This is a genomic window from Candidatus Protochlamydia phocaeensis, assembly GCF_001545115.1.
GTDB lineage: Bacteria > Chlamydiota > Chlamydiia > Chlamydiales > Parachlamydiaceae > Protochlamydia_A > Protochlamydia_A phocaeensis.
Genome location: NZ_FCNU01000019.1, coordinates 91,014 through 104,733, shown reverse-complemented (window position 1 = coordinate 104,733; position 13,720 = coordinate 91,014). Strand labels below are relative to the sequence as shown.

The following is a 13,720-nucleotide window of genomic DNA, read 5'->3' as shown; positions in this document are numbered from 1 at the left end:
AGAAATAAGTGTTCTATTAGTTGCCACTCCTCATCCGATAAATCGCTAGAATATTTCTTTCTCATTCAAAATCCTCTCATGAATCCTCATAAAGGATAATTGAAAATAAGGTTTTTTAACAGGCTCTCAATTTGTTGAGAAAAGTAAATTTCTTTAGAAGTTCTTGGAAAGCATTTTGATTTATAAAGGGCTTATTAACCCAGCTTATTAAATCAAGAGTAATTGAAAAGAATAGATCCTGTTAATGAATTCATGTAATTAAATTTTAAGATGATAGGAAAACACAAAAATCAAAAGCCTGGTTGAAATTATATTAAAATTATAAGGCTATGTAGAAGTAGGCTTAGATAGCCTTTGAATTCAATAATTTCCAGGCTTGTTATATTTTCCTTTTTGAGTTGATCACCTGTTAGTTAAAATGCGAAGCCAGCTGAAAAATTCGCTCCGTCCAAACATAAGTCACCATAATCTCCAAAACGATTTTGGTTAAAGTAGCTGTGATGTTCCAGGCCTAATTGCAGCCACACAATGCTTCCGCAAAAACATGTTTGCCAGCGAACACCTAGTCCAGCATCCAGAACTGTTTGGCAGGCACACATATTCCGCTTTACATTGCAGAAGTCAGCACCGTCTACAAACTCATCCGATTCATTTAATCGCACATGAAAATGCCCATATAGAAAAGCTACGGAAGCATTTGCATACAAACTTAAGCCGCAGCCCAAATTCCAATCTAACTCAACACCGACTAAAGGGCCAAGTCCCCAAAATTTTTCTTTGTTATGCGAACTAAATGTTGAGAAATTGCTTGATGAATAGCCTGAAGGGCTGAAATCCGAATAAAAGATTTGCGAACTCGATCCGGAATAAAAATCAGCATTACTAATAAAGTTTGAGCGAAGCTTTTGTTCAATCCTTGCCCAACGCAAACCGCCAAATGGACTAAGTGTAAAACAAGATCCTAAATTAATTTCACGTGCTCCGATAAGATCCACAACTTCAAAGTCTAATTTCCAACGAAGTTCGTGCTCATCCCTGGATTCGTAATTATTCCTATGATGTCTGCTTGAATGCGAATGAAAATGCGTCCAGAATGCTGCTATATCCCAACCGCTCGCAAACTGATATCCAGTCCCAAGTCGAAAACCTGCATCCCAATTAAAGTCCGGATCTTCGCCTTTGCCTTTGAACTTAGAAATGATGTTCCCATCCGAAGAGACGTAATCGACAGCTTCAGTGGGAAAACATGCATCCAGTCCATCTTCAAAAGCTCTCCAATATAATAGATCAGCGCTTATGAAGCCTTTACCACAACAACAAGCAGGTGCACAAGAATAGAAATCCCTGCATTCTCCACTTATTGATGAGTGACCATAATCAGCATGGAGTTGATCGGCCGCTATTAGCAATAAGGCCGTTATCGCTGCATGTATCTTTTTAAGAGTGTATGACATACAAGTATTTTTCCTATGTTAATTGGCCGTAACATTATTTACATATTCTTTAGTGGTTAATCCTGTCATTATAAAAGTCGAATAATCACAAGATGTGCTGAAACAGGATCAACTCCTCCTGCTAGAGGAGTAATAGTTAGTGCAGTAGAATTCGAGCTAGGATTACGAACTGTCAGTACTTCATTTATGCTTGTCGTAGTCACAATAGCTATTCCCACTATCTGAGAAGTGCCGGTTGCTCGTCCGACTACTGTATATGGTAGTTCAGTGACTCCTGTGGAAGTATCAAGACCTAAAACTAATTGTCCAGGTTCAGTTACACTCACTTGAAACATGACTAGATAAGTACCAATGCTACTCAATTCAAATTGAGTATTAGATAGGCGTATGATTCCAAGAGTAGTACCTTGAGTTTGTGGAAACTCTACGGCAGTACCCACTCCAACAGTCGCAGCATTGTTGGGGGGCATTAACGCGAAAAAATCACCAAATCCGCTAACTCCGCCTGCTGGACCTTGGGCTCCCGTAGCTCCTGTAGCTCCTGTAGCTCCTGTAGCTCCTGTCGCACCAGCAGGTCCAGCAGGTCCAGCAGGTCCGCCGATACCATTTGCTGCAATAACCTGTGCCAGTGTTTGTATCACTTGCGGGTTGGACAGGTTTGGTAAAATGATTTGTTGTGCTACTAGTGGCTGAATCTGCGGTAGTGCAAATATTCCCTCATTCAGAGTTTTTTGTACTTGTTGCAATAGCTCAGCCCCAGATAGGGTCCGACGACAGTCATTGCACCCCTTGCAACATTCTTTGTCATTATCTGGGATTAGAATATTATCTTGATTTTTTAACAAGATACGATCTTGTAAATTGGCAGCCCTTATACCTTCCTGGGTTGCAGTCAAAGGCATGGCTAATGCCAACAGCAAAACGAGCATATGTAAATTCATATGTATCCTAAGTATAGTTAACCGTTCAAATCCCTGAGAGCCTATCCCTGAATTCAGTTAAGTAAATGAAAGAGAGGCTTTTGATGCATCATCTAAAATAAAAGACATGAAAACATTTTAATTTCCCAAGCTTTTAATTTAGACGATGCGCAAAAGTGGATTTTAAACCAACTTAATTGAATCTAGAAAAAGTCCCTTTAACCATTAACATTTCATACCTTAATAATTGATTTAAGGTTCTGTCAATAAATAAATTTATTTTTTGAAAAAAAAGAATACTTGTTAGAGCTCCATCTCATGCAAGCGGCGAGGCTAGCTGGTTGAGTATTACTGAGTTTTCCAGATCCAGTCATAAAAATATGCCTTATTCGATCACTTAAATAACAGGTAGGCAAATGCGCACGATAGGCTGTTTTGACGCTAAAGATTAAGGAAATTGTTTCAATACGAGTGAGAGATGGTTACAGACATATTCATACGTTATTGCAAAGAAAGGGGGAGAAGATCAACCAATCATAAGCGGATTTATAGATTATACAAAAAGAGGGACTGCAGGGATAAGATCCCTAAAAGAAGGGGGCAGTCTTAAGATTCGTCTATTGCCGACCTTGGCAAGCAGCAAGAATGAGTGTTGGGCCATAGATTTTTTATCCGATAAGCTTTTTGATGGAAGCCGAATTCGGATCACTGTTTCTTAGAAGTTTTTTAACAGGTTCTTAGTAGTAAGAAGATTTACTCATTTCTTGTATAGAATTTTCTTTAAATAAAGATGAATTTTTTTTATAAAATTACTGTTCATTCTCTAAAAAAAGTCGGACTTGAGATTTAATCTTGATCACTAGTATTCGCAATTTCCTTTAATAAGTAAGGGTAGAGGAGGAAATAGCAAAAACTGCGGTAAATACATTATTAAGGGGATGGAAAATAAATTTCTTATTTCAAAATAAATTTTCTCAAGAGGGCGAATTATGTTTAAATTTATTTGTAAAACACGCAAAACGATGGTTGCGTTGGCTTTATCTATATGTACCTTTTCCTTTCTAAATGCATATGCCATGAATGAGGCAGAAGAAGAATTTGAGCAAGCGTGGAATAATCCGGATTATACGCAAGCCAGATTAGACGACGCAAATATCAATGACATTCTGTCCAAGTATTATGAAACGCCCATTCCCATCCATTTCACTCGCCAGCTGCTGTGGGATGTAGAAATAAGAAAAGCATGGGATCCTAAAACATACCTCTCTTATGTTGTACGGGACGGAAAATCTTGGGATAGAAAAGTTTTGGAAAATGGAGATGAGGTATTTGTCAGGTCTACAGAGCAGAAGCAATGGCTAAATAGCGATGTCTATGCCGAGGTATTTGAAAAGGTCTATTTGAACTATAAAGATCAAAAAGTGACTTTTATCGGATCTCAACGCTTAAAAAATAGCGAGGGAGAAGACATTTATTTGCAAAATGATCAGCCCCTTTTTCATGTGCAGCATTCCGTCGAAGGTGAAGAAAATACCCCCCTTAATGTCTGGCGCATTGTGTATCTCACAGAGCAAAAAGATCAAAGATTTATCGATCGCTTACAGCAACTCAACGATCCCACAAGATTGCCCGGTTATGTTGAAATTTATATAAAGAAAGATTTGCAAATTCCTTTATCGCATAAATAAAGTAAGCAGGAATGGGATCTGAAGGCCTGTTTTTGATGGGATTAATACCCAGGAAACATGGCCTTCTTAATCACGGTTTTTAATGTATGGTGGCCGGCTGAAATTAAAACGCCTTTGGAGAGAAAGAAATTAAGGGATATTGGAATTGAAAGCGGTTTTATTAATTTATTTATTGCAGATAGTTAATGCAATAATAGGTGCGATTTTATCGCGGCTATCCTCTTTTCTATTCGTTCAAATACCTCTTTTGCCATCCTCGCTCGGTTAAAGGCAGCGCTTTTATTCAACGCTAAAATTTAGCTAAGGAAGTGATAAAAGAGGCGAGGCCATGGAGAATTAGAAACCTGAGTTTTTTTGCCCTTTCGACTGCGTCAAAGCTGCGGAGATGAACAAATGGCAAGAACTTTCAGATCAGTCCAAACTCAGGTTAGAAAAGACTGATGAATTGGGGCACGCTTATGTTCATACCGGGAAGATTCTGGTAAAGATAGTCCTCTTTATCTACGCTGATCATGTAAGACCAGTGTGCAAGTCCAGTGAGGTTGGTTGGAGCACTATTCATCTGCATGATAAAGACATATTCATTTTGGATTCTCCTCAATTTTCCTATCCCGTTGACAACGTCGGTCGTTAACAAATTTCCTGCTGCGGGATAAAAAGCAATATAAACCTCTCCAAAAGGCGTGACAGATCCGACTAGCTTCATATGCGAGGTGGGAATGCCATTGATGCCTACATAGGCATCGCCAAAAAAATAGCCATTTTCAAAGCGACTAATGACCCAGACTGTTTGATCGGTCAGAGCAGTTTCCGTTCCGGCTGTATAGTTAATTGCCATCAGAGTGGAAGGGGGAACAATCCAGGTAGAGTTTGCAAGAATAGACTTGTATTTTTTAAATTTCTTTTGGCTCAACGCTTGAAATTTATCGTGACCGCTAGAGGCTGAAAGGTCTTCATATCCGCAAAAGACTAAACATAAAAGGGCGATTTTCAAAATAAAATGCATGGGCTTATCCCTCATAAAAGGTCTATGGGAGAATCTATTTTTCTAAAAACTGATGAAAGCAATCTAATTTTTTTTTCAATTGAAAATCAAGCTCTCTTTCCCGCATAGCCAAGACTTAAACGTAAATATTTTGTGGGATAAAATTGTTTTTTTCCCAGAACTGATTGGCGTTTTCATATGAGCAATGAACAAGAGGAAAAGGGCTTTATTCCTATGCGTGGCAAACTCTCATTTTAGAACTCCGGCCTTGTTGTCAACTCAATCGCTTGGCAGGAGACAATGGATAGAAATTGAAGTTGTAAATGGCTTTATAACAAATTTATTTACTAAATATTTAAATAGTTATTATATGAAAGAAATTAACCTAAATAAGGAGTGATATGGAAAGAGATTATATCAGATATATTTATGAGTTTATAGGAACCTTTTTTCTTGTTTTGACCGTAGGATTGGTCACGCTTGATCCGCATAATATTGGTTTGTGGGCTCCGTTAGCTATTGGATCCATTTTAATGGTCATGGTTTTTGCCGGAGGCCATATCTCAGGAGGGCATTATAATCCTGCTGTTTCTTTAGCGGCTTTTATAGCCAAAAAACTTTCCAGCAGAGATTTGGGAATCTATTGGGTTGTTCAATTTGTTGCCGGTATCATTGCCGCCTTATTGACTGCTTATTTAAAAGATGGATTTTCTTCTCATGCTATTGAAATCCAATATGATAAAGCATTTGTGCTGGAGTTTTTGTTTACTTTTGCTTTGTGTTATGTCGTGTTGAATGTGGCAGCCGCACGAGCAACAGATGGAAATTCTTATTTTGGATTAGCAATTGGCTTTACTGTGCTTGTGGGAGCCTATGCGATCGGAAATCTTTCTAGCGCGGCTTTAAATCCAGCAGTCGCTTTAGGATTAAGCGTTCTCAAATCCAGCGCCTGGTCTAACCTGTGGGTCTATCTTATTGCCAATTTACTGGGCGGCGCGGTTGCTGCTTGGGTATTTAATGCAGCCCATCCTATAGAAAATAAAGAGTTTTAAATATTTTCCATTGATAGGGACTGTTGTTAAATTAGGCGGGTTAAATGGATAAGCCACTTTTGATCGCCAAGTTAATTTGATGGCAGTCTCTTCAGCTGCGCCCTAACGTGATTTTTACGCGTTGTCCGTGGATTGCGGTTGCGCCGCCACCCACGGCTGCTGCCCATGCGCCACTCGCGTCGCTTGCTTTGTCTAGTCACCTGAGTTTGAGTTTTTTTCTCATCTATGCCATTCAAATTTGAGTTTTAATGCATCCTCGTATCCGGTCAATCCGACGCTTTACAATTTTCTATAAACTTTTCCGCGTGCAAAACGGCCAAAAACCTGACAGCTTCGTGCGTTTGATAGAAAAAATTATACATAAATTAATTTTTAATTTATCACTTTCAGGAGATCAAAAGAAGATAAGGCTAATTTAAATGGCTGCTCATCTTCTATTTGATGATAGTAATGCCTTAAGACTAATTTTATAAGGAAGCGTATGAATAGCAACTTTTTTTTCAGCTTAGGATCGATTAAACCTCTTGTGAGTAATCAGGCAGGCAGTCTGACATGTGTGACTGCCAAAGAAGTGCCTGGGTTTGTCAATACTTCCTTTGCTAATTTAAAACTAAGCAAACGAGGCTCTTTAGATCCGATTTGGCATGCCAATGCCCATAAAATTGGTTATTGTACGCAGGGAAAGGTTTTAGTGGTTATGCGTACGCCGAACGGAGTGGAAACGTTCACAGTAAAAAAAGGCGAGATGTTTTTCATTCCTCACGGTTATGTGCACCATATTGAAAATATCGGTGAAGAGGAAAGCGTCATCAATTTTACGTTGAGCCATTCCTACCCGGAGATGATGTATTTGTCAAAAGCCGTGCACTCCATTTCGGATAGTGTCTTTAACAGCACGTTTAATACATCTTCTGGCTTTATTGATGGGCTCAAGAAAGCAAAAAATAATGAGCTCATTAAAACGCTTCCTCAGCAGAAGAGCGTTTCAGAAGACATCGCAAGCCAATATAAGTTTGACATCGAAGATAGCGCAAAAACGGTCGAGACGAAAGGGGGCTATTTGCAGGTGGGAACAAAAGCCAATCTTCCCGTTCTGCAAGAATTAGGGATACTGGGATTTGGATTAAATCCAAAAGGCTGTGTAGAGCCGCATTGGCATACCAACGCGGGCGAGCTCGTTTACATCGTCAAAGGAAAAACACGCATTACGGTGCTTTCACCTAATGGACATGTAGAAGTATTAGAAGTGAAGGGCGGAGAAGGGGCCTTTGCTCCCGCTTGTCATTTTCACAATATTGAAAATATTGGTCCGGATCAAGTGGAAGTGATCGCCTTTTTTAGCCATGCCACACCGGACTATATTGGAATAGGGGAAGCCATAGGGGCTTATTCCAACGAAGTGCTCGCCTCTATTTTCAATGTCGAGCCCGCTTACTTTAATGCCTTCAAAAAACCTGAAGGACCGCTTGTCATCGTGCCTGTTTAGATTGAAATGACTAATTTTCTAAGGCTATGTGCAATAGCTGCTAACCGGACAGCTTTTTAAAAAGCTGTCCGGCTCTTTATTTTAAGGCGAGCGAAGAGGTGCAAGCTGCCAATTCCTACTCAACGTAAAAATTTTGCTCTATCATTTTGATAAAGCCTGGGCGTGCGCTTTCTCAGCTGCCGGAACGGCTGAAAACAGGGGAATAAGTCCTTCAATCAATGTGGGATGGGTGAATATGGCATCTCTCAATGTTGTATAAGGCAGTCCACCTAGCATGGCAATTTGCACGGATGCCATGATTTCTCCGGCTCCGACCCCAAAAACAGTGAATCCCAAAATTTTATCTGTTTTTGCATCGATTAAGGCTTTCATAAATCCACGCGTTTCCGATAAAGTCCGGGTGCGTAAAACTTGAGACATGGGAATTTTGGCCAGTCTATAGGGAATGCCTTGGGCTTTGGCCTCTGTTTCGCTTAAACCGATGCGGGCTAATTCAGGATCGATGAACATGCAATAAGGGACTTGCCTACCTGTCTTTATCCGATTGCCTCCATTCATATTTTCCAACACGATGCGGAAATCATCGAAGGCGATATGGGTAAAATGCGGACTGCCGGCACAATCGCCTACAGCCCAAATATCGGGAGCTGTCGTTTCCAAGCGTTCGTTGACTTTAATATGCCCCTTGTCTGTCAATTCGACTTCCGTCAGTTCAAGACCAATACCGGCCGTATTTGGCGTGCGTCCGGTTGCAACTAACAAATCCGTTCCTTCTATAGTCCGGTTGGACTGAGCAAGATGGACTTTTACAGATTGGCCCGAGATCCCTTCAACGCTTGCGACATGGGCGTTTGGAATAAAATCAATCCCTTCGTCTTTGAATAAATCTTGAAGTGCTTCGGAGACATCCTTGTCTTCTCGGTGGACAAGCCGCTCATTGCGTTCAATGATTGTCACTTTGCTGCCAAAGCGCCGCATCGCTTGAGCGAGTTCTAAACCAATGTAGCCTCCTCCGATTACAATAAGGTGATCGGGTATATGGTCCAACTCCAGGGCCTCTATATGTGTAAGGGGCTTTGCCTCTTTCAAGCCCGGGATGTTCTCCATAGCTGTGCGCGAACCTGTGCTTAAAATGATCTTTTTGCCGGTTAAATGGCGGGCTTTTCCTTGCGCATCGGTGACTTGAATGGTTTTAGGCCCGATAAACTTGCCTTCTCCTACGATCAGTTCGGCTCCATTTTTTTTGAATAGATCAATATGCATGTTGACAAGCCCATTCACCATCTGCCGTTTGCGTTCTCGTACAGCTTGCATATTGATTTTGCAATTATCTTTGGTAATTCCAAATTCGGGGCTTCTAAAGAATAAGGAAGCGACTTTGGCGCTATGGATGATATTTTTGCTAGGAAGACAAGCGATATTTGGACAGGAGCCGCCAATATATTTCCGCTCAATGACAGCAACTTTCTGCCCTTGCTTGGCAAGGTTCCAGGCAATATATTTTCCACCCTCGCCGCTTCCAAAAACTACTACATCGTATGCTTCTTCTTCCATTAGTCTTTCCCTTTATCGTTTTGTTTGCTTATTTTTATAATGAAAACCGCAAATTATTAAAGGAAATTAAAAAATAATTTTCATGTTTTACTGTTGAATTAGCTCGCATTCAAGCCTATGACTTTTTATTTTTAACAATTAAACACCAAGAGCTTGCTATGTTCCACCATCTTTACAGAACAACTATAACGATTGTTTTTACCCATTTCCTTTTTGCGTCCGGATTGGTTTTTACTATCGATCCGCTCGAGCCGATTAATTTGGACGGAATTAAAATGCATGTCATCAAAACGGCTGAAAACGGAGTGGTCAATCAGGAAACAATTTTTCATTTTTCACAGCAAGAGGGGATGATATTTGCTGAATACCAAGGAGGAAAAATTTACAAAGGCTTTTTAGTGGGCAAATTGTCTACCCCCCATCAGCTTGAGTTCAGCTATTGTCAGCTACAACTTGATGGCAAACTCGATAACGGCATATCTACATGTCAGCTAGAGAGGAATAAAGAAGGAAAAATAATTCTCATAGAGTATTTTGAATGGAAATCGCGTCCCGGGGAATTTGGCACCAATATCTTTCAAGAACTTTGACTCCTTTTAAATCTTGCCTGGATTTGAATAAAGCGCATTGAGTTCTTTTGCCATTACATTTCTGTTCAAATAATTTTTATAAAATCATGTGTTTGCTTTATAAAAATAGGCATGAATCAACGAACATAAATACATGAGTTTGGAGTTTTTTGCTCTTTCGACTGTGTCAAAGCCGCGGAGATGAACAAATGACAAGACGGCCAATATTAAAAAATAGGGACCGTCTTGTCATTTGTTCATCTGCAAGAGCTTTCACGTCAGTCCAACAGGCAAAAAAACTTCAAGCTCAGGTATAAATGATTTTTTAAGGCAAACAGATGTTGGGCACGGATTTTATTCTCGATTGTTTATCAAAAGAAAAAATTGAATACCTTTTTATGGTGCCGGGCGGGCTTGTCGATCCTTTTTTGCCTGCGCTTGGAAGACAAACAGCTGTGAAGCCAATTATAGCTGCCCAAGAAGGGGGAGCAGCTTATATGGCAGATGGGTATGCGCGAGCCAGTGGAAAATTTGGCGCTGCGCTTTGTATTGGCGGGCCTGGCCTTGCCAATACAGTAACGGCTGTTGCAGCTGCGCAAACAGATGGGTCGCCGCTTCTCCTGATTAGCGGGGAGACAGCAACTTGCATTGAAGGCCTTGGCATGTTTCAAGATGCCAGCAGCCAAACGCTTGATGATGTCAGTACGTTGAAAGGATTGACCCATTATTCCAGTTCAATTGATAATCCCAAAAATCTTCCTCACTTGCTGCGCCATGCCATCATCCGCCTTCTAGCCGAACCCGCAGGTCCTGTTCATCTCTCTATTCCAAAAGACAGCCAGGTCGCTAATATGGAGGTTGAGTATCAACCGATCAGCGCAGATCTAATCCATGCAGGCGTCCTGTCTTTACAAGCAGCGGAAGCGACATTAAAGCATTTTCAAGGCGGGCCGGATGGCTTGCCTCCTGTGCGCATTGCCATTTTAGCCGGAGCCGGCATCGAACATGCCAAGGCTTCGCAAGCCTTGATTCAATTTGCAGAACGCTGGAGCATTCCCGTTGCGACGACACTGCGTGCAAAAGGCGTTTTTCCTGAAGATCATCCGCTTTCGCTTGGCGTATTCGGCTATGCGGGTACCCATCATTCCAGAATGGCTATCCTGGATCGTCCACCGGATTTGCTGATCGTGTTAGGATCAGGCCTTAATGAAAGAGATACGATGCATTGGACTCTGCATCTATCGCCAAAAAATTCTATCTGCGTCAATCTCAATCCATTGGCGATGGGCGTTCATTTGAGGGGAAGCACTGTCATAGGCGACGCAGGAGCGTATTTAAATTGGTTGGAGACTAAGAGCGATGCAATTCGCGTCCCTTTGGAATCTACATTGGATGTCCGCAAAAAATGGCTGGCGGGAATTCTTGCCCAGCCTCGGCTGCAGAATCCTGAAAATTGCAAGAGTGCGGCTATTCCCATTCATCCAGCGCGGATCGTGAGCGAACTGCGCTCCGCTTTGCCGCGCGACGGCATTGTCTTGATCGATTCCGGCGCCCACCGTGCTTTTGCCGGCCATTACTGGTCTGCGTATGCTCCTCTTACGTATATTTCGGCGACCAATCTAGGGCCTATGGGATGGGCAATTCCGGCTGCAATCGGGGTGCAGTGCGCACAACCAGATAAAAAAGTCGCGGTCATCACGGGCGATGGATGCATGCATATGCAAGGCATTGAAGTCGCAACAGCTGCCCGCTATCAATTGCCGATCATTTATGTTGTTATTAATAATGCCGCTTTGGGAAATGTCTGGCTGCGAGCCCATCAAGAAGGGCCTGTGCCCAATGAATTAACTCTCTTGCCCGATCTGGATTGGGCCGCCTTTTCTAAAGCCCTTGGCTGTAACGGGATCACGGTTTCACAGCCGAATGAACTTGCCCCTGCTTTTGCTGCTGCCCTTCAAAACAAGGGACCGACAGTCATTGACGTCAAGGCGGATAAACGTTTCCCGACACCGGTAGGGGATTGGGCAAAGGCTTGCGCTGACTGGTCTTATCAAGAATAATCCTGGAGCTAAAAATGGTTAAGCTGCCTTTTAACCCCGTTGATTTAGATTCCAAAGACAAAGCCATCTATGAAGCCATGGTGGCTAAAAGAAAGAGCCAGGGCGCTCCATTCGATGGCCCCTATGCTGCTTTAATGAATCATCCCGAGCTTTGCCAAAAAATAGAAGCACTTGGCTATTACCTTAAGTTTGAAGGACATTTGCCGAGGGATATTTATCAATTTGTCGTGCTTTCCGTGGCAAAAGAGACGAATGCGGCATTTGAGTGGATGGATCATGTCCAGCACGCATTAGCAGCAGGCGTGCCGAAAGCGGTAGCGGAGTCCATACATGCACATGGGATATTGGGGCAGTCTTTTCCGGAACCCTATCAATTAGCCGCGCAGGTTTTGAATGCCACCTTGGTGTGGAAAAATATTCCCGAGCAGGTGCAAGCAGATGCCATTAAAAAATATGGCATGTATGGCTTTGTAGAAATCGTGGTCTTATCAGGTTTCTATCAAATGTTTGCAGCCATCAATCAGGGATTTGATGTCTCGCATGGATAAGACAATGGAAAGCGAAATTCGCCCTATGAATCATTTCAAGGAATAAGGTCATAAATGGATGCTCCGACATTCTTACTTCAACTGGTCTTCATTCTCATTTCGGCTCGATTATTTGGCGAGCTTGCCGCCTACTTCCAGATTCCCACAGTTATTGGGGAGCTGGTTGCTGGAATCATTATCGGGCCAAGTGTGCTGGGATTGATTGAGATAAGCAATCCCATTCATTTGCTAGCGCAAATAGGGATTATCTTGCTCCTTTTTGAAGTAGGGATAGAAACGGATATTGGGCATTTATCTTCCGCTGGCGGTAAGGCGTTTATTGTGGCGCTTGGAGGAGTCATTTTACCGCTTGTATTGGGATTTTTTGTTAGTTACTACTTATTTGATTTCTCTTTATTGGCCAGTCTTTTCATCGCATGCACCTTGACTGCGACAAGTATTGGAATCACTTTAAGGGTTTTGCGCGATTTGAAAAAACAGGATAGCCATGAAGCGCAAATTATTATTGGAGCTGCTGTTTTTGATGACATCATTGGAATCGTTTTGCTGACGATGCTCTATGAATTTTCCGTAAGCGGAGAGATCAACTTATGGAGCACGGCAAAAGTTTTATTGTTCATCATTCTGTTTTTCTTAATTTCCCCCATTTTAGCGAAAGGGATTTCTTATATCATTCAAAAATGGGATAAGAAAAGCGACATTCCTGGCCTTTTGCCGACCACAATTGTTTCGCTGATCCTATTTTTTGCGTGGATGGCTCATTCTTTGGGCGCGCCGGAGTTATTGGGAGGATTTGCTGCGGGCTTGGCTTTATCTAGACAGTTTTTTTTCCCTTTTGCCGTATTCTTACGCGAATCAAAAGAGTTTAGCCATAGTGTTGAAAAACAAATGAAGCCGATTATTCATTTGTTTACGCCTATCTTTTTCGTTGCCATCGGCTTATCATTGGATTTGAAAGTCGTCTCGTGGGATTCTTCCTTTATCTGGTTGCTCACCGGTATTTTAATACTAGTCGCGATTGCAGGAAAATTATTTTCTGCTTTTTTTCTAAAGGGAGAGAATCGGATGACGAAATGGGTTATTGGAATGGCCATGATCCCCAGGGGAGAGGTAGGGCTAATTTTTGCCAATGTCGGACTTGATGCAAACGTTTTTACAAATGATGTTTATGCAGCCCTTATCCTTGTAATCACGTTCACAACCTTGATTGCTCCCTTTTCTTTGCGTTGGTTCTATACAAAACAATTAAACGCTTAGAAGCTATCCCAAAACCACTAAGGTTGGTTCTTAAAAAAAGGGTTTTTACATATTGTCCGTGGGTTCCGGCTGCGTCCAACCCGCGGCTACTGCTCATGCTGTTTAGTCTAGCAAGCCCTTTTCTTCTCTATGCTAGTCACATTTGAG

General features: G+C 41.8%; 12 protein-coding genes. 8 read left to right on the top strand and 4 right to left on the bottom strand.

Going from position 1 to position 13,720, the window contains the following annotated elements:
- Positions 1–413: 413 nt before the first annotated feature.
- Together BN3769_RS06645 and BN3769_RS15025 are read right to left on the bottom strand one after the other, a co-directional pair.
- Positions 414–1,454, bottom strand: coding sequence for an Lpg1974 family pore-forming outer membrane protein (locus tag BN3769_RS06645; RefSeq protein ID WP_068468856.1), 1,041 nt, complete (start codon positions 1,452–1,454; stop codon positions 414–416).
- Positions 1,455–1,522: 68 nt separating this feature from the next.
- The gene (locus BN3769_RS15025) at positions 1,523–2,395 is read right to left on the bottom strand and encodes a hypothetical protein (protein WP_228840637.1); all 873 of its coding nucleotides are present in this window, start codon (positions 2,393–2,395) and stop codon (positions 1,523–1,525) included.
- Between the two features lie 968 nt (positions 2,396–3,363).
- Here BN3769_RS15025 and BN3769_RS06635 point away from each other — a divergent pair.
- Both BN3769_RS06635 and BN3769_RS15130 read left to right on the top strand, forming a co-directional pair.
- Complete coding sequence (locus BN3769_RS06635; protein WP_068468854.1) at positions 3,364–4,062, top strand: hypothetical protein; 699 nt, start codon at positions 3,364–3,366, stop codon at positions 4,060–4,062.
- 57 nt (positions 4,063–4,119) lie between these two features.
- A complete protein-coding gene (locus BN3769_RS15130; RefSeq protein ID WP_255354185.1) occupies positions 4,120–4,248 on the top strand; it encodes a hypothetical protein in 129 nt (42 codons plus the stop codon).
- Between the two features lie 241 nt (positions 4,249–4,489).
- Here BN3769_RS15130 and BN3769_RS06630 read toward each other — a convergent pair whose 3' ends face one another.
- Positions 4,490–5,068, bottom strand: a complete 579-nt coding sequence (locus BN3769_RS06630) for a hypothetical protein (RefSeq protein ID WP_068468852.1) — start codon at positions 5,066–5,068, stop codon at positions 4,490–4,492.
- A gap of 380 nt (positions 5,069–5,448) precedes the next feature.
- Between BN3769_RS06630 and BN3769_RS06625 the strand changes: the two genes are divergently transcribed.
- Positions 5,449–6,099, top strand: coding sequence for an MIP/aquaporin family protein (locus BN3769_RS06625; RefSeq protein ID WP_068468850.1), 651 nt, complete (start codon positions 5,449–5,451; stop codon positions 6,097–6,099).
- Between the two features lie 481 nt (positions 6,100–6,580).
- On the top strand, positions 6,581–7,585 hold the full coding sequence (locus tag BN3769_RS06620) for a cupin domain-containing protein (RefSeq protein WP_068468848.1): 1,005 nt from the start codon (positions 6,581–6,583) through the stop codon (positions 7,583–7,585).
- Positions 7,586–7,726: 141 nt separating this feature from the next.
- On the opposite strand, the gene BN3769_RS06615 is transcribed toward BN3769_RS06620, so the two are convergent.
- The gene (locus BN3769_RS06615) at positions 7,727–9,139 is read right to left on the bottom strand and encodes a dihydrolipoyl dehydrogenase family protein (protein ID WP_068468845.1); all 1,413 of its coding nucleotides are present in this window, start codon (positions 9,137–9,139) and stop codon (positions 7,727–7,729) included.
- Between the two features lie 158 nt (positions 9,140–9,297).
- Between BN3769_RS06615 and BN3769_RS06610 the strand changes: the two genes are divergently transcribed.
- The 4 genes from BN3769_RS06610 to BN3769_RS06595 all read left to right on the top strand — a co-directional run bounded on the left by BN3769_RS06610 (position 9,298) and on the right by BN3769_RS06595 (position 13,573).
- A complete protein-coding gene (locus BN3769_RS06610; RefSeq protein ID WP_068468843.1) occupies positions 9,298–9,729 on the top strand; it encodes an avidin-fold protein in 432 nt (143 codons plus the stop codon).
- Between the two features lie 317 nt (positions 9,730–10,046).
- Complete coding sequence (locus BN3769_RS06605; protein WP_068468841.1) at positions 10,047–11,768, top strand: thiamine pyrophosphate-binding protein; 1,722 nt, start codon at positions 10,047–10,049, stop codon at positions 11,766–11,768.
- Positions 11,769–11,782: 14 nt separating this feature from the next.
- A complete protein-coding gene (locus tag BN3769_RS06600; protein ID WP_068468825.1) occupies positions 11,783–12,316 on the top strand; it encodes a carboxymuconolactone decarboxylase family protein in 534 nt (177 codons plus the stop codon).
- A gap of 54 nt (positions 12,317–12,370) precedes the next feature.
- Entirely contained in the window at positions 12,371–13,573 is a 1,203-nt protein-coding gene (locus tag BN3769_RS06595; RefSeq protein WP_068468823.1) for a cation:proton antiporter, read from the top strand.
- Positions 13,574–13,720: the final 147 nt, after the last annotated feature.

Excerpts from the sequence above, each read along its gene's own strand:
- BN3769_RS06630 (WP_068468852.1), bottom strand. The coding sequence starts at position 5,068 with ATGCATTTTATTTTGAAAATCGCCCTTTTATGTTTAGTCTTTTGCGGA.
- BN3769_RS06645 (WP_068468856.1), bottom strand. The coding sequence starts at position 1,454 with ATGTCATACACTCTTAAAAAGATACATGCAGCGATAACGGCCTTATTG.
- BN3769_RS15130 (WP_255354185.1), top strand. The coding sequence starts at position 4,120 with ATGGCCTTCTTAATCACGGTTTTTAATGTATGGTGGCCGGCTGAAATT.
- BN3769_RS06620 (WP_068468848.1), top strand. The coding sequence starts at position 6,581 with ATGAATAGCAACTTTTTTTTCAGCTTAGGATCGATTAAACCTCTTGTG.
- BN3769_RS06635 (WP_068468854.1), top strand. The coding sequence starts at position 3,364 with ATGTTTAAATTTATTTGTAAAACACGCAAAACGATGGTTGCGTTGGCT.
- BN3769_RS06625 (WP_068468850.1), top strand. The coding sequence starts at position 5,449 with ATGGAAAGAGATTATATCAGATATATTTATGAGTTTATAGGAACCTTT.
- BN3769_RS06615 (WP_068468845.1), bottom strand. The coding sequence starts at position 9,139 with ATGGAAGAAGAAGCATACGATGTAGTAGTTTTTGGAAGCGGCGAGGGT.
- BN3769_RS06600 (WP_068468825.1), top strand. The coding sequence starts at position 11,783 with ATGGTTAAGCTGCCTTTTAACCCCGTTGATTTAGATTCCAAAGACAAA.
- BN3769_RS06610 (WP_068468843.1), top strand. The coding sequence starts at position 9,298 with ATGTTCCACCATCTTTACAGAACAACTATAACGATTGTTTTTACCCAT.
- BN3769_RS15025 (WP_228840637.1), bottom strand. The coding sequence starts at position 2,395 with ATGAATTTACATATGCTCGTTTTGCTGTTGGCATTAGCCATGCCTTTG.
- BN3769_RS06605 (WP_068468841.1), top strand. The coding sequence starts at position 10,047 with ATGTTGGGCACGGATTTTATTCTCGATTGTTTATCAAAAGAAAAAATT.
- BN3769_RS06595 (WP_068468823.1), top strand. The coding sequence starts at position 12,371 with ATGGATGCTCCGACATTCTTACTTCAACTGGTCTTCATTCTCATTTCG.